This window comes from Limimaricola sp. AA108-03, assembly GCF_050847355.1.
Classification (GTDB): domain Bacteria; phylum Pseudomonadota; class Alphaproteobacteria; order Rhodobacterales; family Rhodobacteraceae; genus Limimaricola.
The window spans coordinates 1,910,034-1,927,873 of record NZ_CP193755.1; the positions used below are offsets into that span (position 1 = coordinate 1,910,034).

Consider the following 17,840-nt stretch of genomic DNA (forward strand, 5'->3'; position numbering starts at 1 on the left):
GCCCGGGCCTTTTTCGTGGCGCCGGTGGACAGGTCGTCATTGCGTATTTCGGGAACAAAGTTGCCTCAGGCGAAGCGCCGACCGGCCTCCAAGGCAAGACCGGTGCCGACCGAGCCCAGCATGTCCCCCGTGGCGATCCGCGCCTCGGGCAGATGCGCGGCCACCAGCGACCGCAGTACCGGCAGCCGCGAGGAACCGCCGGTCATGAACACCGTTCCGATCGCCTGCGGGCCGACGCCGGCCTGTGACAGTACCGCACCGATCCGTTCGCCGATCCGGCGCAGCGGCATGGCGATCGCCTCCTCGAAACCCGCGCGCGTCACCACCGGGTTCGGGCCGCCCACGAGCGGCTTCAACTCCAGCCGCGCGGCCTCGGCCTCCGACAGGTCGAGCTTCACCCCCTCGACCGCCATGGCGAGCGCATGGCCGCGCCGATCCTCGACCGCCCGGACCATCCGGTCCACGAGTTCGGGCGCATCCGCCTCCCGCGACAGCGCCTTGAGATCCGACAGGGCCCGCGCCGCGTAGAGGCGATTGATGCGATGCCACGTGGCGAAATCCACGTAGTAGTGGCGCGGCATGTCGCCCTTGCCGCCGCGGATCGGGCTGCCGAGGCCGAGATGCGGCATCGCGCTCGCGAGGCTCAGCAGCCGGTCGAGATCGGTGCCGCCGACGCGGATGCCGTCATTGCCGAGGATGTCATTCGCGCGATCCGGCCGTTCCATGCGGTCGGGGCCGACGCGCACCACCGAGAAGTCCGAGGTGCCGCCGCCGATATCGACGATGAGGACCAGTTCCTCCCGCGCGATGCCGCTTTCGTAATCCAGCGCCGCGGCGATCGGCTCGTATTGGAAGCCGACCTCGGAGAAGCCCGCGCCGCGCGCGATCTCCTCCAGCGCGTCCTGCGCCGCGCGGTCGCCCGCCGCGTCGTCGTCGACGAAATGCACGGGCCGGCCCAGCACCGCCCGCTCCACCCCCGGCGCGACCGCGTCGAGCCGGGCGCGCAGGTGCCCGAAGTAGCGGCCGAGGATCTCGACGAAGCTCACCGAGCGGCGGCCGATCGCGGTGCGCTCGGTGATGAGCGATGAGCCCAGCGTGCTCTTGAGACCGCGCAGCAGCCGCCCCTCCTCACCCGCCACATAGGCCGAGATCGCGGCACGGCCGAAGATCGGCGCCGGGTCGTCCACCTCCCAGAACACGGCGCTGGGCAGCGTCACCTCGTCGCCCTCGAGCGCGATCAGCCGCGCGCCACGCGCGGCGCCGAGCCCCATGGTGGAGTTGGAGGTGCCGAAATCGATGCCGCAGGCCACGGGGGTCATGAGAATTTCTCCGCCTTGATCGGCCCGCCGGGCCGTTGTCGAGCGGACCCGTCTAGCGGCAAGCCGGGCGCGGCGAAAGCCCCGAGAGAGCTCAGCCCGCCTGTCCGACCCGGCGCAAGGGCGCCGGCGGTTGCGGCGCCTTCGGCAGCGCCACGTTGATCCCGGCCTCGCTCAGCATGCGGTAGATCTCGGCAAAGCTCTCATCGGCCACCATCGCCTCGCCCTTGCGCTGGCTCAGGAAACCGTCGGCCGGGCCAGCGAAGCGGATCGCGGCGTCGACCTCCTCGTCGGAGCCCTGCTTGTAGGCGCCGATCCGGATCAGCTCCTCCATGTCGGCATGGCGCGCGAGGCTGCGCCGCGCCGCCTGCAGCACCGCGTATTCCGCCGCCGAATGGCAGCCCGGCAGCATCCGCGAGATGCTCTTCTGGATGTTCACGGCCGGGAACCGCCCCTGCTCGGCGATGGACCGGTCGAGCACGACATGGCCGTCGAGCACGCCGCGCACCGCATCGGCCACCGGCTCGTTCATGTCGTCGCCATCGACCAGCACAGTGTAGAGCCCGGTGATGTCGCCCTGCCCCTCCGCGCCGGGACCCGAACGCTCCAGGAGCTGCGGCAGCTCGGCGAAGACCGTGGGCGGGTAGCCCTTGGCAGTGGGCGGCTCGCCCGCCGCCAGCCCGATCTCGCGCTGCGCCATGGCGAAGCGGGTGACGCTGTCCAAGAGCAGCAGCACCTGCAGCCCCTGGTCGCGGAAATGCTCGGCCACCGCCGTCGCGGTCCAGGCCGCCTGGCGGCGCATCAGGGGCGGCTCGTCGCCGGTCGAGACCACCATGACGGAGCGCGCCATGCCCTCGGGGCCGAGATCCTCCTGGATGAAATCCTGTACCTCGCGGCCGCGCTCGCCGACGAGACCCACCACGATCACGTCGGCCTGCGCGCCGCGCGCCAGCATCGCCATCAGGGTCGATTTGCCGACGCCCGAGCCTGCGAAGACGCCCATGCGCTGGCCCCGGCACAGCGGCACGAAGACATCGAGCGTCTTGATGCCGGTGTCGAGCCGCGCCCCGACGCGGCGCCGCGCGAAAGCCGCCGGAGGACCGGCCCGCACCTGCCGCGCCGCCTCACCCTCCATCAGCGGGCCGCGCTCGTCGAGCGGTTCGCCCAGCGCGTTGACCACGCGGCCGATCCACGAGGCGTCGGGCCGCAGCAGGTCGCCGCGCGGGCTGTGTTCCACCCGGTCGCCGACCACGACGCCGGCCCATGAGCCGAAGGGCAGCAGATGCGTGCCGCGCGCGTCGATGCCGACGACCTCGCCCAGCACCGGGCCGCGGGCCCCATGCACCGTGCAGCGCCCGCCGATCCCGACCGCGCGTTCCAGCCCGCTCACCGTGAGCGACAGGCCCAGCACCGCGCGCACCTCGCCGGTGATGCGCGCCTCCGGAGCGTTGCGCAGTTGCGACGTCAGTTCCGAAAATGCGGTCTGCATGAAAATCACTCCGGTAGTCATGCCGATTTATACATGCTATCCATGATCGACCGGAAAGGAAACGCAAATGCTCGACGGAATGTCCTTCTTTGCTCTTGCCTCGAAGCGCCTCGACTGGCTCGCGGCGCGGCAAAAGGTGGTTTCCGAAAACATCGCCAACGCCAACACCCCGGGCTTTCGGGCCAAGGAAGTGTCGGGTTTCGAGGCGCTGCTGGCCGGCCGGCAGGCGGGTATCGCCACCACCGATCCGCGCCACATCACCTCTTCGGGCGGCCGCCACGAGACGACCCGGGTGATCGACGACCCGGTCGCCTGGGAACGTTCGATCGACGGCAACTCGGTGGTGCTGGAGCAGCAGACGGTAAAGGCCTCGGAGATCAGCGAAAGCTACCGCCTCGCCACCCAGCTCTATCGCAAGGGCCACGAGCTTCTCACAATGTCCGCCACCGGCCTGCGCTGACCCTTTAGGAGACCGTCATGGACCCGCTTTCCTCGATCAGCGCCATCGCCGCCAGCGGCATGCGGGCGCAGGGCGAACGGCTCAAGGTCGTCGCCGAGAACGTCGCCAACGCGGATTCGACTGGCAGCACGCCCGGCGCTGACCCGTATCGCCGCAAGACGCTGGCCTTCGAGGAGCTGGTCGACCGCGCGATCGGCGCCTCGATGGTCAAGGTCGAGCAGATCGGCCGCGACGACAGCCCCTTCGCGCTGGTGCACGATCCCGCGCATCCGGCCGCCGACGACAAGGGCATGGTCAAGATGCCCAACGTCAACCCGATCCTCGAAATGAGCAACATGCGCGAGGCATCGCGCAGCTACGAGGCGAACATGAACATGTTCGAAGCCGGGCGCGACATGCGCAACCAGATGATCGACCTCCTGCGATAGGGCTGACCGATGACCGAATTCTCCTCGATCCTTTCCACCACGAATATTCGCGGCGCCTACCGCTCCTCGCAGGAACTGACTTCAAGCCCGGCTGCCGTCGAGGCGCCGGCCAAGGGCGAGAGCTTTGCCGACGTCCTGAGCGAGGCCGCCTCTAAGGCGGTGAAGAACGTACGGGAATCCGAGGCCGTGGCGCAGAAGGGCCTGACCGGCGAGGTCGGCGCGCAGCGAGTGGTCGAGGCAACGCTCGAACTCGAGAGCACCGTGAAGGTCATGATCTCGATGCGCGACAAGGTGGTCGAGGCCTATCAGGAAGTGCTGCGGATGCCGATCTGATCGCGGCACCGGACAGACCACGCGCGCGGGGGCACCGGCGATGACCGAGAGCGATACATACGACATCCTGTCGGAGACGATCCTCGCGGTGCTGATCGGCTCGGGGCCGATCCTGGCGTTGGCGCTGGGGGTCGGCCTCGCCATCGCCTTCTTCCAGGCGCTGACCCAGATCCAGGAAATGACGCTGACCTTCGTGCCGAAGATCGCGGCGATCTTCCTCGGGCTCCTCGCCGCCACCCCCTTCATCTACACGACGCTGACCAAGCTGTCGGACAGGGTCTTCGACCTGATCGCGAGCGGTGGCGCGTGAGGCGCCTCGGGCTCGCCATCGCGCTCGTCGCGGCCCTGATGCCGCGGCCCGGTCTTGCCGGCTGGGGCGATTTCTACCGCGGCAGCGACGCGCTGCGCGAGGGCTCGACCGCGGGGGCCGCGCCGCGCGGCGCGCCCCTCGAGCACGGCGTCTGCGTCGCCGAGATCCTGCGCGCGCAGCTGCGTCACCGGATCCCCGGCAACCTGCTGCTGGCCATCGGCATCCAAGAGGCCGGGGTGACCCGTGGCGGCCAGCTGACGATCTGGCCATGGGCGGTGAACGCCGCCGGCGAAGGCCGCCTGTTCGACAATCGCGAGGCGGCGCTGGGCTGGATCTCCGCGCGCCGCGCCGCCGGGGTCGAGAGCATCGATGTCGGCTGCATGCAGATCAACCTGCGCTGGCATCCGAAGGCCTTCGACGGCGTCGCCGAGGGTTTCGATCCGGCGCGCAACGTCGAATACGCGGCGCGCTTCCTGCGCGGGCTCTACGAGGAGTTCGGCGACTGGACCGCCGCCGCCGGGGCCTATCACTCGCGCACGCCCGAGGCGCAGCAGATCTATCTCGCGTCGCTGCGCCGCAATATCGAGATCGCCAACGAACGCATCTCCGGCTTCCGCGATCTCGCCGCCCCGGGTCAGGGACGCGCAGCCGGCGCCGCCCGCCCGGCCCCCGCCCCGCAAAGCGCAGGCGCCATCGCGCAGCCGGGCCGACGCGGCTGGTCCGCCGGCAGCACGGGCGGCGGCGCCGGCAACGGTGCCCGCTTCGGGATCTACAGCAACGCACCGCTGCGGCCGATGATCGGCCAAGACCGGCCATCCTCGTGAGGCACGCATGAGCAGCAATCCCACCGGCGCCAAACCGCCCTCCCGCATGCTGGCCCTCGGCCTCGCCAACCGCGACGTGGGCTTCGCGCTCGGCGTCACGGCGGTGCTGGCGGTGCTGTTCGTGCCGCTGCCCTCGGTGCTGCTCGATCTGGGACTCGCGATCTCGCTGGCGCTCTCGGCGCTGATCCTGATGGTCGCGCTCTGGATTCCCAAACCACTGGAGTTCAACAGCTTCCCGACGCTTCTGCTGGTGGTCACCATGCTGCGGCTGTCGCTCAACGTCGCCTCCACCCGGCTGATCCTGAGCCAGGGTCACACCGGGCCGGGCGCTGCTGGCGGGGTGATCGAGGGCTTCTCGCGCTTCATCGTCGCCGGCAGCTTCGTGATCGGCATCGTGATCTTCGCGATCCTCGTGGTGATCAACTTCATCGTCATCTCCAAGGGCTCGACCCGGATCGCCGAGGTCGCGGCGCGCTTCTCGCTCGACGCGATGCCGGGCAAGCAGATGGCGATCGACGCCGATCTGGGCGCGGGGCTGATCGACGAGGCGCAGGCCAAGACGAGGCGCAAGGAACTCGAAGACGAGAGCGGCTTCTTCGGGGCGATGGACGGCGCCTCGAAGTTCGTGCGCGGCGATGCGGTGGCGGGCCTGATCATCACCATGATCAACATCGTCGGCGGCATCCTGATCGGCGTGGTCCAGCACGGGCTGCCGATCGGCGAGGCCGCCAATGTCTATACCACCCTGACCATCGGCGACGGGCTGGTGAGCCAGATCCCGGCGCTCATCGTTTCGCTCGCCGCCGGCCTCATCGTCACCAAGGGCGGCACCGAGGGCGCGGCCAACGAGGCGGTGCTGGGCCAGCTCGGCAAGTTTCCCAAGGCGCTCTACATGGCCGCGGGGCTCTTGTGCGGCATCGGCCTGCTGCCGGGCTTTCCGCTGCCGGTTTTCGTGATCCTCGCGGCGATGATGGCGGGTCTGGGCTACGTCATGGACCGCGAGGCCAAGGCACGGGTGCTGCGCGAGGCGGCCAAGGCGATCGAGGGCGAAGAGGCCGAGGCCAAGACCCCCGAGGATGACGTGCAGGAGACGCTGAAGCTCGACGATCTGCGGCTCGATCTGGGCGGCGCGCTGGTGCCGCTGATCAACCGGCCCGACGCCGCCCTGCCCGGCAAGATCAAGAGCCTGCGCCATCTCTTCGCGCGCGAGTTCGGCTTCGTCCTGCCCTCGGTGCGGATCAAGGACGACCCGGCGCTGGCCTCGGACAGCTACGCGATCACCGTGCAGGGCGTGGCCGCCGCCACCGCGCAGATCCGTGCCACCGGAATGATGGTGATCAACCCCGCCGAGGCCGCGATCGAGCTGCCCGGTCCGCGCACCAAGGACCCGACCTTCGGGCTCGAGGTGGTCTGGGTCGACCAGGCCCTGGCCGATCAGGCCGAGGCGGCGGGCTGCACCGTGGTGGACCCCGAAAGCGTCATCACCACGCATCTGACCGAGGTGATCAAGCAGCACATGCCCGAGCTGCTGACCTATGGCGCGGTGCAGCAGCTGATCGAGGGGCTGCCCCGCCCCTACCAGAAGCTCGCGGGCGAGATTTCCGGCACCAGCCCGACGATCCTCGTGCAGCACGTGCTGCAGGCGCTGCTGCTGGAGCGGATCTCGATCCGCAACCTGCCGCTGATCGTCGAGGCGATCGCCGAGGCCGGGCGCACCACCTCCTCGGTGACGCTGATCACCGAGCATGTGCGCCGCCGCCTGTCGAACCAGATCTGCCACGCGCTGACCGACGCGCAGGGATTCGTGCCGGTGATCACCATGTCCTCGGCTTGGGAGACCGAGTTCAACGGCGCGGTGCGGATGAACGGCGAGGAGCGCAATTTCCTGATGTCGCCGCAGCGGGTGCAGGAATTCGTGCTCGAGGCGCGCAAGGAGATCCAGCGCTTCGCGCAGGCCGATGAATGGCCGGCGCTGATGGTCAGCCCCGAGGTGCGCGGCTTCGTGCGCTCGATGCTGGAGCGGGTGAGCCCGATGACGCAGGTGATCTCCCACAACGAAGTGCATCGCAAGGCGGCGCTGCGCACCGTCGCCACCATCGGCGGCTGAGGCTTGGATCTCGGTGAACTCCTCGTCGCGCAGGCCCTCGCCGCCGGTCTGGTCTTTGCCCGGCTGGGCACGGCGCTGATGTTCCTGCCGGGCTTCGGCGAACAGTCGATCCCGGCCCGGCACCGGCTGCTCTTTGCCCTCGCGCTGAGCGTGTCGCTGTCGCCGCTGGCGCCGATCGAAGGGGCGGCGCAGGCCGCTCCCGTGGCGCTTCTGGCGATCTTCGCCACCGAGATCACGATCGGGCTGTGGATCGGCACCACCGCGCGGATCCTGTTCTCGGCGCTCTCGTTCGCGGGCTACCAGCTCGGCATGGTGGCGGGCCTGTCGAACGCCTTCGCGCCGAGCCAGGGCAGCTTCGAGGGCTCGACCCTGCTGTCGGGGCTGCTGCTGATGGCCGGGGTGGTGCTGATCTTCGTCACCGAGCTGCACCACGTCATGATCACCGCGCTGATCGACAGCTACGTGCTGTTCCCGCCGGGGCGGCTGATGCTGGGCGACCTCGCGCAGCAGACGGTGCGCGCGGTGGCGCGCAGCTTCTATCTCGGCGTGTCGCTCGCGGCGCCGTTCTACGTGCTGTCGCTGGTGCTCAATCTCGGCATGGGTCTCGCCAACCGGGTGATGCCGAGCCTGCCGGTGTTCTTCGTGGCGGCGCCGCTGCTGATCGCCGGCGGGCTCGCGGGCCTCGTCTTCGCCGGTCCCCCCATGCTATCGGCGATGATGCAGGCCCTCGCCGACTGGCTCACGGGCTTCAGCTTCTAAGGGGGCGCGATGTCGGAGGAAGACAAGAGCAGCAAGACCGAGGAGCCGACGGAGCAGAAGCTGCGCAAGGCGCGGCAGAAGGGCGACGTCCCCTCCTCCAAGGAAACCGGCAACATGATGAGCGCCTTCTCCCTGCTCGTCCTGTCGCTCTACGTGCTGCCGGAGCTGCTGCCGCGTCTCGCGGGGGACCTGTCGGGGCTTCTGGCCTCGGCGGGCGGCATGGAGATCGGCGTCGGCTCGGCCGGGCTGCGCGACGTTAGCGGCGTGGCGCAGCATCTCGTGGGCGCGGTGGCGGGCACGCTGGCGCCGGTGGTGCTCGTCATGGTGCTGGCGGCGCTGTTCGGTGTGCTGATCCAGGGCCAGACCGTGGTGGCGCTGGAGCGGATCAAGCCCAAGCTGTCGAAGCTCAACCCGCTCTCGGGCTTCAAGCGGCTGTTCTCGGCCGACGCCTTCGTCGAGTTCGGCAAGAACATCCTCAAGGTCGCGGTGGTGGCGATCATCGCGGGCCTCGCGGTCAAGAGCTCGGTGATGGGCATCTGGGAGGCGCCGGGCTTCGCCCCCGAGACGCTGCTGCCGCATGCGCGCGGCGCGATCGTGCGGATGCTGGTGGGGGCGACCGCCTTCCTGGCCGTGGTGGCGCTGATCGACATCATCTGGAAGCGGATGGACTACATCCGCAAGCAGCGGATGAGCCTCAAGGAGATCCGCGACGAGCACAAGGACAGCGAGGGCGATCCGCACATCAAGGGCAAGCGCGCCCAGATCCGCCGCAAGCGGGCGCAGCAGCGCATCGCCATCGCCGTGCCGAAGGCGACCGTGGTGCTGACCAACCCGACCCATTACGCGGTGGCGCTGCGCTACACGCCCGGGGTCGACCCGGCGCCGGTCTGCGTCGCCAAGGGCACCGACCTGATCGCGGCGCAGATCCGCCGGATCGCGCGCGAGAACGAGGTGACCGTGGTCGAGAACCGCCCCCTCGCCCGGGCCCTGCACGAGGTGGTCGAGGTGGACGAGGCGATCCCGACAGAGCACTGGCAGGCGGTGGCCGAGATCATCGGCTACATCATGGACCTGCGTCGCAAGATCCGCCGCGCCCCGCCGGAGGGCTCGCGGCTGCGCGAAGAGGACTGAAGCGAGGAACCCCGCGCGCCGCCGCCGGACTATTGCAGCCGGATGCCGTTCAGCCGCTGGTCGCCGGGCAGCTTGGAGCGCTCGAGAATGATCATCGAGATCGCCTGCGCGCGCACCACGTTCATCGCGGCCAGGATCGGCGCGGCGTCACGCTCGGGCATCGCGCCAAGCACGGTCACCGCCACCTCGATGTCGAGATCGTTCATGATCGTCGCCGCCTCGCGCGGCTTCATGTTCACGTAGAGCGCCACCAGACGCTCTACATCGGCCTGCCGCGCCTCGTCGATCTTGGTCAGCAGCCCTTCCAGCTCGCCGCGCAGCTCCTCGAGCCGTGCCGTCTCGATCGCCAGCGTCTCCTCGGCCAGCGCGATCTCGGAAGCGCGGTCGTTCAGCGCCGCGCGCTGCTCGTCGAGCAGGCCGCGCTCGGTGGCGATGGCCGAGAGCACCTCCTCGGGGGCGGCGCAGCTTTGCGGGATCACGGTCTCGGCCGGGGCCGGCGCCGGTTCCGGCGCGGGCTCTGGGGCCGGGTCACCGGCGGCGGCGTTGGCCGCGCTGACGAAGAGGCCGGGCCGCGATGGCTGCGGCGCCGCGCCGGGTCCGGCATTCGTGCCGACGCCGCCGATCAGCAGCGACGCCTTGGCGACGCCCGCGAGCGCCAGCGCGCCGACCACCATCTGGAACGGGCGCGGCGTGATCATTGATCGCGCTCGCGCACGCTGTCGAAGAAGCCCTGCACCAGCTCGGTCTTGCCGGTGACGCGGGTGACGCCCGCCGCCTGCGCGCGGGCGCGCGCGGCCCGCGCCGCCTTGTCGCCGGACCGCGCCGGAATTTTATCGCGGCTGGCGGAAAGCGGTGCCTTGGCCGGGCGGGCCTCGGCCTCGCCCAGATCGCGCGCGGCGCCCGCGAGGTCGCGCACCGTTTCCTCGGAGCGGTCGACAGCCGCCGAATAGGCGGTGATCATCGGCTGCAGCTCGCGCAGCGTCTCCATCAGCAGGCGCACCCGGCGATCCACCATGATCGCATAGCACAGCACGCCGGCCAGCATCAGCAGGATCACAGCGTCAATCAGCATCGCCATCGTCGCGCTCCTTCTCGTCCGCAAGCTCCTGGGTGACGCGCAGCGCCACCGAGCCGTTCTTGCGACGGCCCATCGCGGCGCGGAACAGCGCCAGACCGTTGCACGATACGGTGGCCTCGTGATCCATGTCGATGCCGAGGTCAATGATGTCGCCCGGTTTCCAGTCCAGAACCTCGCGCAGGCCGAGCCGCACCTCGTGCAGCATCGCCGTCACCCGCGCCTCGGAGCCCTCGATCGAGCGGCTCAGTGCCTCGCGCCAGCCGCTCTCGACGCCGAGGTCGCCGCCCGGAAAACTCTGCGACAGCAATGGCCGCACCGTCTGCAGCGTCGTATCGGGAATGACGATGTGAAAGACGCCGCCGCGCCCTTCGAGGCTGACCTGCAGCGCGATCCGCACCGCCGGGGCGATCGGCGGCGCCAGCACCGCGTTCGACGGGCGGCTTTCGAGGTGGTCATGCCGGAACTTCACCGGGCCCACCGGCTCGAAGGCGGCCTCGAGATCCGCCAGCACCAGCTCGGCCAGCTTCTGGCCGAATCGCTTTTCGATGGCGGTGAAGCTTCGCGGCGTCCATGGCCGCCCGTCGCCGCTGCGGCCACCCAGCATGATCTCGAGGGTCGAGAACAACAGCTCCGGCGACAACGCGACCGCGAGCCGCCCGTCCCAGGGCTCGGCCCGCGCCACCGCGGTCAGGGCCGGCGCGGCGATCCCGTCGAGCGCATCGGCGCAGGGCATGTATTCGAAGGAGAGCAGCGTCACCTCGGCAGGCATCGCCGCAAAGGTCTTGAAGGCCCCGCCCAGGCCGAGGGCGTAGCGCTCGAAGATCGCCTCCAGCAAGGGCAGCCGCTCGTAGCTGAGCGAGGCCATCTGGATGATCTGCTCCTCGATGCTGCCCTGGGTCAGGCCGCCTTCGGGCTCACGCAGCGTGCGCTGGCTCATGCGATCTCCCCTTTCACTGGACGATCATGTCCGAGACGAGGATCTCGCGCGGCGCCTCGCCACCCGAGACCGCGCGGGCCCGGCGCAGCAGTTCGGACTTCAGTTCCGATAGGCCGAGGCTGCCGCGCAGGTCGCGCTCGTCCAGCGTGCGCAGGTAGTCCTGAAAGCTGTCGCGCATGTAGATCTGCCGTTCCGGCAGCCGCGCTGCGTCCGGTGCGGTCGAATCGTAGATCAGCGCGAGGTCGAGCTTGAGGAAACGGCTGGTCTGGCGGCCCGAGGCGGTGGTGGCGGTGATGTTGACGATGATCTCCTCGAAGGGCAGCGCCATATGCGCCGGATCGGCGGCCAGCGCCGCGCGCATCTCCTCGGCCGCGGGCTCCGCCGGCTCGGAGACCGGCTCGGTCTCGGCCGCATCGCCGCCCAAACCGGCCAGTTCGAGGATTCGTGCCGGGCCGACCGCCGCGATCAATCCGCCGCCCAAGGCGATCACGGAGAGAAACACGAGCAATATCAGGCGCAGCCGACCGGGCCGCGCGCCGCTTGCCTTGCCGGCCATCTTGGCATTCGCTTCGGACATGTTGGTTCCCGCGATTGTCGGAACATGGACAATATGTGGTTTTCGGACCCAACAGGCAAGAACTTATCCATGACTATACTTGTTCCATGGAATGTTTTGAGGATAGTTTCGACACAAAGACCCGTATCGGCGAGGCTTTGCGTGCAATCCATCATCGACAACCTCGCGGCCCTCGGACGGCCCCGGCTCATCGCCTTGGGCGCAACCGGCCTCGGTCTCGTGCTGGCGCTGCTGGTCGGGCTGAACCTCGTGCTGGCCCCGAACTTCGCGCCGCTCTACTCGGATCTGTCGCTCGCCACCGCCGGCCGGGTGGTTTCGGCGCTGGAGCAGGACGGCTTCGACGTGGAGCTGTCGGGCGGCGGCACCATCGTCTCGGTGCCACAGGACGACGTGGCCCGGGCCCGCATGGCGCTGGCCGAGCAGGGCCTGCCCGGCGAGGGCGGTGCCGGCTGGGAGATCTTCGACCAGTCCTCGGGCCTCGGCATGAACAGCTTCATGCAGCAGGTGAGCCGGCTGCGCGCTCTCGAAGGGGAACTCGCCCGGTCGATCCAGACCATCGACGGCATCGACGCGGCCCGCGTGCATCTCGTGCTGCCCGAGCGCGAGGCCTTCTCGCGCACCCGGCCCGAGCCCTCGGCCTCGGTGATCGTGCGCGGACGCGCCACCTCCTCGATCTCGCGCCGGCAGGGTCTCGCGATCCGGGCGCTGGTGGCCTCGGCGGTGCCCGATCTCGCCGCCTCGCGCGTCACCGTGCTCTCGGCCAGCGGCGAGACGATCCTGTCGGAAGAGACCGAGGGCGACGCCGGCGTGCAGGCGGCGGGGGCCTCGATGCAGGAGCGGCTGCAGCGGTCGATCACCGAGATGCTGACCGCCCGCGTCGGCGCCGGCAACGCCCGTGTGCAGGTCAATGTCGACCTCTCGACCGAGCGCCAGGTGATCCGCGAGCAGAGCTTCAACCCCGATCAGCAGGTGGTGCGCTCGACCGAGACCCGCCAGGAGGAGAACCAGGACCGCGAGGGCACGCAGCAGGAGGTCGGCGTCGGCAACAACCTGCCCCCCGAACTGGGCGGCGACGTGAATGGCGAACAGTCCGCCTCGACCTCGACCCGCACCGACGAGATCGTCAATTACGAAATCGGCTCGACCCAAAGCGAGACGGTGCGCGAGCCCGGATCGGTGGAGCGGATCTCGGTCGCGGTGCTGGTCAACGGCATCTACAACGTCGCCGCGAACGGCGAGACGGTCTACGAGGAGCGCAGCCCCGAAGAGCTGGAGCGGCTCGCGGCGCTGGTGCGCTCGGCGGTGGGCTATGACGAGGCGCGCGGCGATCTGGTCTCGGTCGATAGCCTGCGCTTCATGGATTACTCGATGGATGTCGGCGCCCCGATCGGTCTGACGATGGGCCAGACCATCGCCCAGAATTTCGGCGCGATCCTGCGCGGCACCTTCGCCCTGGCGCTGGTCGCGGCGGTGCTGGCCTTCGGGCTTCGGCCGATGCTGCGCCGCGTGCTGCCCGAGGTGGCGCCGGGCCTGGCGCTCGCCGGGGCCGATGGCGCGGGCCAGCTCGGCTACGAGGGCGGCCCGGCCGGGGCCGGCGCCCCGCGCCTGCCCGGCACTGCGGCGGCACCAGGCTCGGAACTCGGCCAGCCCGGGATGATCGGCGCAACGGGACCGGGACAGCAGGCCGTGCTGCCCTACGAGCAGCAGATCGCGACCTGGGAGGGCGACGAGATGGTGTCGCTCGCCTCGGTCGAGGGCAAGATCGGCAAGCGCCGCCTCATCTCGGTCGGCGAGATGGTCGAGAACGAGCCCGAGGCCTCGTTGAAGGTGGTGCAGGGCTGGCTGGCCGAGGAGGCCTGAGATGTCGATCTTCGAACGGGATTTCGACCATGAGATCGCGCAGGAACGCCAGCTGGCGCGGCGCGAGGCGCAGGCGCGCCATACCGATGACGAGCTGCTCGCCGCCGTCGCCGCCGCCCGCGACGAGGCGCTGGCGCAGGGCCGCGCCGAGGGCCGCGCCAAGGCCGAGGCCGAGGCGTGCGCCGCCGAAGACGCGGCCCGCTCGGCGGCGCTGGAACGGATCGCCGGGCGGCTTGGCGAGATCATGGCGCAGGAGGCGCGGCACCGCGCCGCGCTCGAGGCGCAGCTGCTCGACTATGCCGCGACCACCGCCGCGACTGTCCTGCCCGAGATCCTCGAGGCCCATGCCCATCGCCGCGCCCTGGCGCAGATCCGGCGCGGGCTCAGGCTCGGGCTCGGCGCGGCGCGGCTGGACATCGCCCTGCCCCCGGGCTCGCAAGACTTGCAGCGCGAGGTCGAGGCGCTGATCACCGATCGGAACCTCGGCGCGCGCGCCCACGTCACCATCGATCCCGAACTCGTTCCCGGCGACGCCCGCGTCTTCTGGGAGGGCGGCAATCTCGACTACAGCTTCGCGCAGATCTGCGACGCGATCCTGAGCACATTGCGGGCCAGCGCCCGCCCCCACCCCCAAGCGGAGGACCGCACGTGACGGAGACCCCCAGCAAGACCACCGGCGCCGAGTTCCCCGAGATCGAGGACGATGCCGCCGCGCTGTTCGACGACGCCCCCGAGGCCCAGGCCACGAAGGGCGGGCGCAACATCGAGGCGATGCTCAATGTCGGTCTCGACGTGCAGATCGTGCTGGGCCATGCCCGGCTGCCGATCGCGCAGCTTCTGAAATTCGGGCGCGGCTCGGTGATCGAGCTCGACAAGCGGATCGGCGAACCGGTCGAGGTGGTGATCAACGACCGCCTCGTGGCGCGCGGCGATCTCGTGAAGCTGGGCGATGCGCGGATCGGCGTTTCGCTGACCGAGATCGTCAAGGACTACGTTTCGGGCGACTGAACACGGCCATGAACCGCAGCCTCCTCCTTCTCGCCACCGGCGCCTTCGCGCTCGCGGCCTGGCCCGCGATGGCGCAGGACGGGGCGGGCGTGCTCGACGCGCTGGGCGACGTGTTCTCGGACGCGGCGCCGGGCTCTGACGAGCGCGCTTCGCTCTCGGGGCGGATCATCCAGCTGGTGGCGCTGATGACGGTGCTGTCGATCGCGCCGGGGCTGCTGATGATCATGACCAGCTTCACCCGCTTCGTGATCGTGTTCTCGATCCTGCGCTCGGCGCTGGGTCTGAACCAGACGCCGCCCAACATGGTGCTGTCCTCGATGGCGCTGTTCATGACCTTCTTCGTCATGCAGCCGGTGTTCGAGGATGCTTGGGAGGGCGGGTTGCAGCCGCTGATGAACAACGCGATCACCGAGGAGCAGGCGATCGCGCGGATCGGCGACCCGTTCCGCGCCTTCATGTTCGCCAACACCCGGCCGCGCGACATCGAGCTGTTCCAGGGGCTGGCCGCGCGCGCCGACGGGGCCGAGCCCGAGCCGCTGCCCGAGACCGCCGAGGCGGCGTCGTGGCGCTCGCTGATCCCGGCCTTCATGATCTCGGAGCTGCGCCGCGCCTTCTCGATCGGCTTCCTGATCTACCTGCCCTTCGTGGCGATCGACCTGATCGTCGCCTCGGTGCTGATGAGCGCCGGCATGATGATGCTGCCGCCCGTGTTGATCTCCTTGCCGTTCAAGGTGATCTTCTTCGTGCTGATCGACGGCTGGTACATGCTGGCGGGCAGCCTGATGGAAAGCTACGTGCCACTGGCCGGAGGATGAGGATGAACGCGATGACCCCCGCGCCCGCGCGCGACGAGCCCAGCCCGGTCCGCGCCGCGGCGACGCCCCCCACCCCGCCGCTGCGCCGGCTGCGCGGCGCCGAGAAGGCGGCGATCCTGTTTCTCTGCCTCGGCGAGGAGCGCGGCTCGGAGCTGATGCGCAAGCTCGCGCCCGAGGACATTGCCAAGATCACCCGCGCCGTGGCGCGGCTCGGCGTGGTGCAGGCCGAGTTGGTCGAGCGGGTGCTGGCCGAGTTCTCCGAGGGCGTCGATACCGGCGGCGGCGTGGTCGGCTCGCTGGCCACCGCCGAGGCGATGCTGCGCGCCTTCCTGCCCGAGGAGCAGGTCGAGGCGATCCTCAACGACATTCGCGGCCCGATGAAGGAGCGCGACCTCTGGACCCGCTTCTCGGCGATGAACGAGAGCGTCATCGCCACCTATCTGCGCGGCGAGCACGAGCAGACCGCCGCGGCGATCCTGTCCAATGTCGACACCGAGGTCGCCGCCAAGGTGCTGCCGCTTCTGGGCGAGGAGATGATGCGCGAAGTCGTCGAGCGGATGATACGGATGGAGGCGGTGCCGCCCAAGATGATGGCGCAGATCGAGGAGACGCTGCAGACCGACATGCTCTCGGCCGGCGGCCAGTCGAGCGGCGTCGAGATGGAACAGCGCATGGCGGATCTGTTCAACAAGCTCGACCGCGACGTGTTCGAAGGGCTGCAGCAGGCGATCGACGCCCGCAAGCCTGGCGCGCTCGACGGCATCATGGCCAAGATGTTCACCTTCGAGGACCTGATCCGGCTCGACGCGCAGAGCCTCGCGCGGGTGATGCGCGGCCTGACCGGCAACACGCTGCCGCTGGCGCTGCGCGGCGCCTCCAAGGAGATGCGCGAGCATTTCCTCGACGCGCTGACCGCGCGGGCGCGCGACATGCTGCTCGACGAGATGAACACGATGGGGCCGGTCCGCGGCCGCGACGCCCGCGCGGCGCAGACGATGATCGTCGACTACACCCGCCAGCTTGCCGAAGAGGGCACGATCGAGCTGCCGAGCGCGGCCGACGAGGAAGAGGACATCCTCGAATGACGATAAAGGGCCGGAGCTGTCGCTCCGGCCCTGCCGGTTCCCGTCCGATGGCCGTGTTTCGGCGCGTCCGGGCTAGTAGGTCGAGCGCGGCATCGAGGTGATGATCGAGATGTCGAGGGTGATCGGCGTGAACTGTCCCCCCGCCCCGGCGCTGACGGCGGCGTTCATCAGGGCCAGCGCCGCGTTGGTCGAGCTGTTGACGCCGGACTTCGTGTCAGAGATCGCGACATAGGTCCGCTCGAGCTTCGCGAGCTCGTCCGGATCCTTGAGCTTGGTGAGATCGAACTTCGCCTTGAACAGCTCGACCTGCTTGTCGATGTCGAGGCCCGCCACGCTTGCAGGCACCCCGAGCGAGGTGCGCATGAACTCCGTCAGGTCGGAATCCTTGAGCACGTCGTACCAGTTCTTGATGCTACCCGCCTTGCGGCGGAACTCCAGCACGGTGCCGACCGTCTCGTTCTGGTCGGCCTGGGCATTCTCGAAATGCTGCTCGACGTATTTGTTGACGATCGTCTTGCGCCAGAAACTGGAGTTGGTCAGCGTGTTCCGGGTTCCCTCGTCCTTGAAGCCGAGGTTCTTGTAGAGATCCTGAAACCGCGGGTCGGTCAGGCGATTGACCAGGGAGCTGGAGTCCTCGGAGTCGCTCTTGAGGAGCTTCTTGATCATCGCCTTGCCGAAGATCTGGTCCTCCAGATCGAAGGCCTTCATCACGAAGACATAGAGCTCCCGGTCCTCCATCAGCTGGTCGACCGTCTTGATGTCGCCGATGCGCTCCTCGAACGCCTCGATGGCGCGGCTGTGCTCGGCGCTGCTGCGGATCATCTCGAGCTGGCGGTCGCGCGTGGCGTCCACCAGCTGCAGGCCCATCCGGGCGTTGAGGCCCGAAAGCGAGATCATTCGGCGGCCATGGACGCGGAGGCCTGCGTGCCCGACGAGATATGGTCGAACAGCTTCGCCTCGTGTTCGAGGACCGGGCGCAGCGCGCGCATCGCCTTGTAATAGTCGCCGACGCTGACGTAGTTGGCCGCCTCGAAGATATGGCCGAGGCTCGGATGGCCGAAGGTGGTGGCGAGGTTCGCCATCTCCCGCTGGATGATCGGCACCAGGTCGTCGCGCAGCTTGGAATGGATCAGCGCGTTCTGCACGAGGTAGTAGACCCGGGTGACCGGCGTCACCGGCGCGTCCTCGTCGAGCAGGTCATGCCCGCGCACCACGTCTGCATGGCTCTCGATCGTGAGCACGTGGCGGCGCGACGAGTTGCGCATCATGCAGCCGTTGACGACGATCCGCTCGTCGGGGCGGAGGGTGAGCTTGAGCGCCATG

Annotated in this window: 21 protein-coding genes; 13 read left to right on the top strand and 8 right to left on the bottom strand. The window is 69.3% G+C overall.

Translation table 11 applies throughout. From position 1 onward, the window contains the following. Window positions 1–65: 65 nt before the first annotated feature. Window positions 66–1,319, bottom strand: a complete 1,254-nt coding sequence (locus ACRAQ3_RS09310; RefSeq protein ID WP_432254427.1) for an Hsp70 family protein — start codon at window positions 1,317–1,319, stop codon at window positions 66–68. 91 nt (window positions 1,320–1,410) lie between these two features. Beyond that, window positions 1,411–2,805, bottom strand: coding sequence for a flagellar protein export ATPase FliI (fliI, locus tag ACRAQ3_RS09315; protein WP_432254428.1), 1,395 nt, complete (start codon window positions 2,803–2,805; stop codon window positions 1,411–1,413). A gap of 67 nt (window positions 2,806–2,872) precedes the next feature. Between fliI and flgB the strand changes: the two genes are divergently transcribed. Genes flgB through flhB form a run of 8 tightly spaced genes read left to right on the top strand, consistent with a single transcriptional unit; the run spans window position 2,873 to window position 9,157 of the window. After that, entirely contained in the window at window positions 2,873–3,265 is a 393-nt protein-coding gene (gene flgB, locus ACRAQ3_RS09320) for a flagellar basal body rod protein FlgB (protein WP_085897705.1), read from the top strand. Between the two features lie 17 nt (window positions 3,266–3,282). Next, a complete protein-coding gene (gene flgC, locus ACRAQ3_RS09325; protein WP_432254429.1) occupies window positions 3,283–3,693 on the top strand; it encodes a flagellar basal body rod protein FlgC in 411 nt (136 codons plus the stop codon). Window positions 3,694–3,702: 9 nt separating this feature from the next. Then, on the top strand, window positions 3,703–4,026 hold the full coding sequence (locus tag ACRAQ3_RS09330) for a flagellar hook-basal body complex protein FliE (protein ID WP_432254430.1): 324 nt from the start codon (window positions 3,703–3,705) through the stop codon (window positions 4,024–4,026). Window positions 4,027–4,066: 40 nt separating this feature from the next. Then, on the top strand, window positions 4,067–4,336 hold the full coding sequence (locus ACRAQ3_RS09335; protein ID WP_085897708.1) for a flagellar biosynthetic protein FliQ: 270 nt from the start codon (window positions 4,067–4,069) through the stop codon (window positions 4,334–4,336). Next, entirely contained in the window at window positions 4,333–5,160 is an 828-nt protein-coding gene (locus ACRAQ3_RS09340; protein ID WP_432254431.1) for a lytic transglycosylase domain-containing protein, read from the top strand. The genes ACRAQ3_RS09335 and ACRAQ3_RS09340 overlap by 4 nt, the downstream gene beginning before the upstream one ends. Before the next feature lie 7 nt (window positions 5,161–5,167). Beyond that, window positions 5,168–7,267, top strand: a complete 2,100-nt coding sequence (gene flhA, locus ACRAQ3_RS09345) for a flagellar biosynthesis protein FlhA (RefSeq protein WP_432254432.1) — start codon at window positions 5,168–5,170, stop codon at window positions 7,265–7,267. Between the two features lie 3 nt (window positions 7,268–7,270). After that, entirely contained in the window at window positions 7,271–8,026 is a 756-nt protein-coding gene (locus ACRAQ3_RS09350) for a flagellar biosynthetic protein FliR (protein WP_085897710.1), read from the top strand. 9 nt (window positions 8,027–8,035) lie between these two features. Further along, window positions 8,036–9,157, top strand: a complete 1,122-nt coding sequence (flhB, locus tag ACRAQ3_RS09355) for a flagellar biosynthesis protein FlhB (protein WP_269398648.1) — start codon at window positions 8,036–8,038, stop codon at window positions 9,155–9,157. A 29-nt stretch (window positions 9,158–9,186) separates the two neighbouring features. Here flhB and ACRAQ3_RS09360 read toward each other — a convergent pair whose 3' ends face one another. The 4 genes from ACRAQ3_RS09360 to ACRAQ3_RS09375 are packed head-to-tail and all read right to left on the bottom strand — an operon-like array spanning window position 9,187 to window position 11,749. Then, window positions 9,187–9,855, bottom strand: a complete 669-nt coding sequence (locus tag ACRAQ3_RS09360; protein ID WP_269398647.1) for a MotE family protein — start codon at window positions 9,853–9,855, stop codon at window positions 9,187–9,189. Further along, window positions 9,852–10,235, bottom strand: a complete 384-nt coding sequence (locus ACRAQ3_RS09365) for a flagellar motor switch protein (protein ID WP_432254433.1) — start codon at window positions 10,233–10,235, stop codon at window positions 9,852–9,854. Before ACRAQ3_RS09365 ends, ACRAQ3_RS09360 begins: the two co-directional genes overlap by 4 nt. Continuing rightward, entirely contained in the window at window positions 10,219–11,172 is a 954-nt protein-coding gene (locus ACRAQ3_RS09370) for a flagellar motor switch protein FliM (protein ID WP_269398646.1), read from the bottom strand. The genes ACRAQ3_RS09365 and ACRAQ3_RS09370 overlap by 17 nt, the downstream gene beginning before the upstream one ends. A 13-nt stretch (window positions 11,173–11,185) precedes the next feature. Next, the gene (locus ACRAQ3_RS09375) at window positions 11,186–11,749 is read right to left on the bottom strand and encodes a flagellar basal body-associated FliL family protein (RefSeq protein WP_269398645.1); all 564 of its coding nucleotides are present in this window, start codon (window positions 11,747–11,749) and stop codon (window positions 11,186–11,188) included. A gap of 141 nt (window positions 11,750–11,890) precedes the next feature. Between ACRAQ3_RS09375 and fliF the strand changes: the two genes are divergently transcribed. From fliF to ACRAQ3_RS09400, 5 genes are read left to right on the top strand one after another with little or no spacing between them, the layout of a single operon-like run. Beyond that, window positions 11,891–13,609 (top strand): flagellar basal-body MS-ring/collar protein FliF, encoded by a 1,719-nt coding sequence (gene fliF, locus ACRAQ3_RS09380; protein ID WP_432254434.1) that lies wholly within the window; start codon window positions 11,891–11,893, stop codon window positions 13,607–13,609. 1 nt (window position 13,610) lies between these two features. Beyond that, a complete protein-coding gene (locus tag ACRAQ3_RS09385) occupies window positions 13,611–14,261 on the top strand; it encodes a hypothetical protein (protein WP_432254435.1) in 651 nt (216 codons plus the stop codon). Further along, a complete protein-coding gene (locus tag ACRAQ3_RS09390) occupies window positions 14,258–14,617 on the top strand; it encodes a FliM/FliN family flagellar motor switch protein (RefSeq protein ID WP_432254436.1) in 360 nt (119 codons plus the stop codon). Before ACRAQ3_RS09385 ends, ACRAQ3_RS09390 begins: the two co-directional genes overlap by 4 nt. Before the next feature lie 8 nt (window positions 14,618–14,625). Then, window positions 14,626–15,432 carry a flagellar type III secretion system pore protein FliP gene (gene fliP, locus ACRAQ3_RS09395; protein ID WP_432254437.1) on the top strand — a complete coding sequence of 269 codons (807 nt, stop codon included), beginning with the start codon at window positions 14,626–14,628 and terminating at the stop codon, window positions 15,430–15,432. 11 nt (window positions 15,433–15,443) lie between these two features. Then, window positions 15,444–16,517 (top strand): flagellar motor switch protein FliG, encoded by a 1,074-nt coding sequence (locus ACRAQ3_RS09400; RefSeq protein ID WP_269398640.1) that lies wholly within the window; start codon window positions 15,444–15,446, stop codon window positions 16,515–16,517. 72 nt (window positions 16,518–16,589) lie between these two features. Here the strand turns inward: ACRAQ3_RS09400 and ACRAQ3_RS09405 are convergent, their stop codons facing one another. Then, window positions 16,590–17,414 (bottom strand): DUF1217 domain-containing protein, encoded by an 825-nt coding sequence (locus ACRAQ3_RS09405; RefSeq protein ID WP_432254438.1) that lies wholly within the window; start codon window positions 17,412–17,414, stop codon window positions 16,590–16,592. Next, window positions 17,411–17,839, bottom strand: coding sequence for a flagellar biosynthesis repressor FlbT (locus ACRAQ3_RS09410; RefSeq protein ID WP_269398638.1), 429 nt, complete (start codon window positions 17,837–17,839; stop codon window positions 17,411–17,413). The genes ACRAQ3_RS09405 and ACRAQ3_RS09410 overlap by 4 nt, the downstream gene beginning before the upstream one ends. Between the last annotated feature and the right edge of the window lies 1 nt (window position 17,840).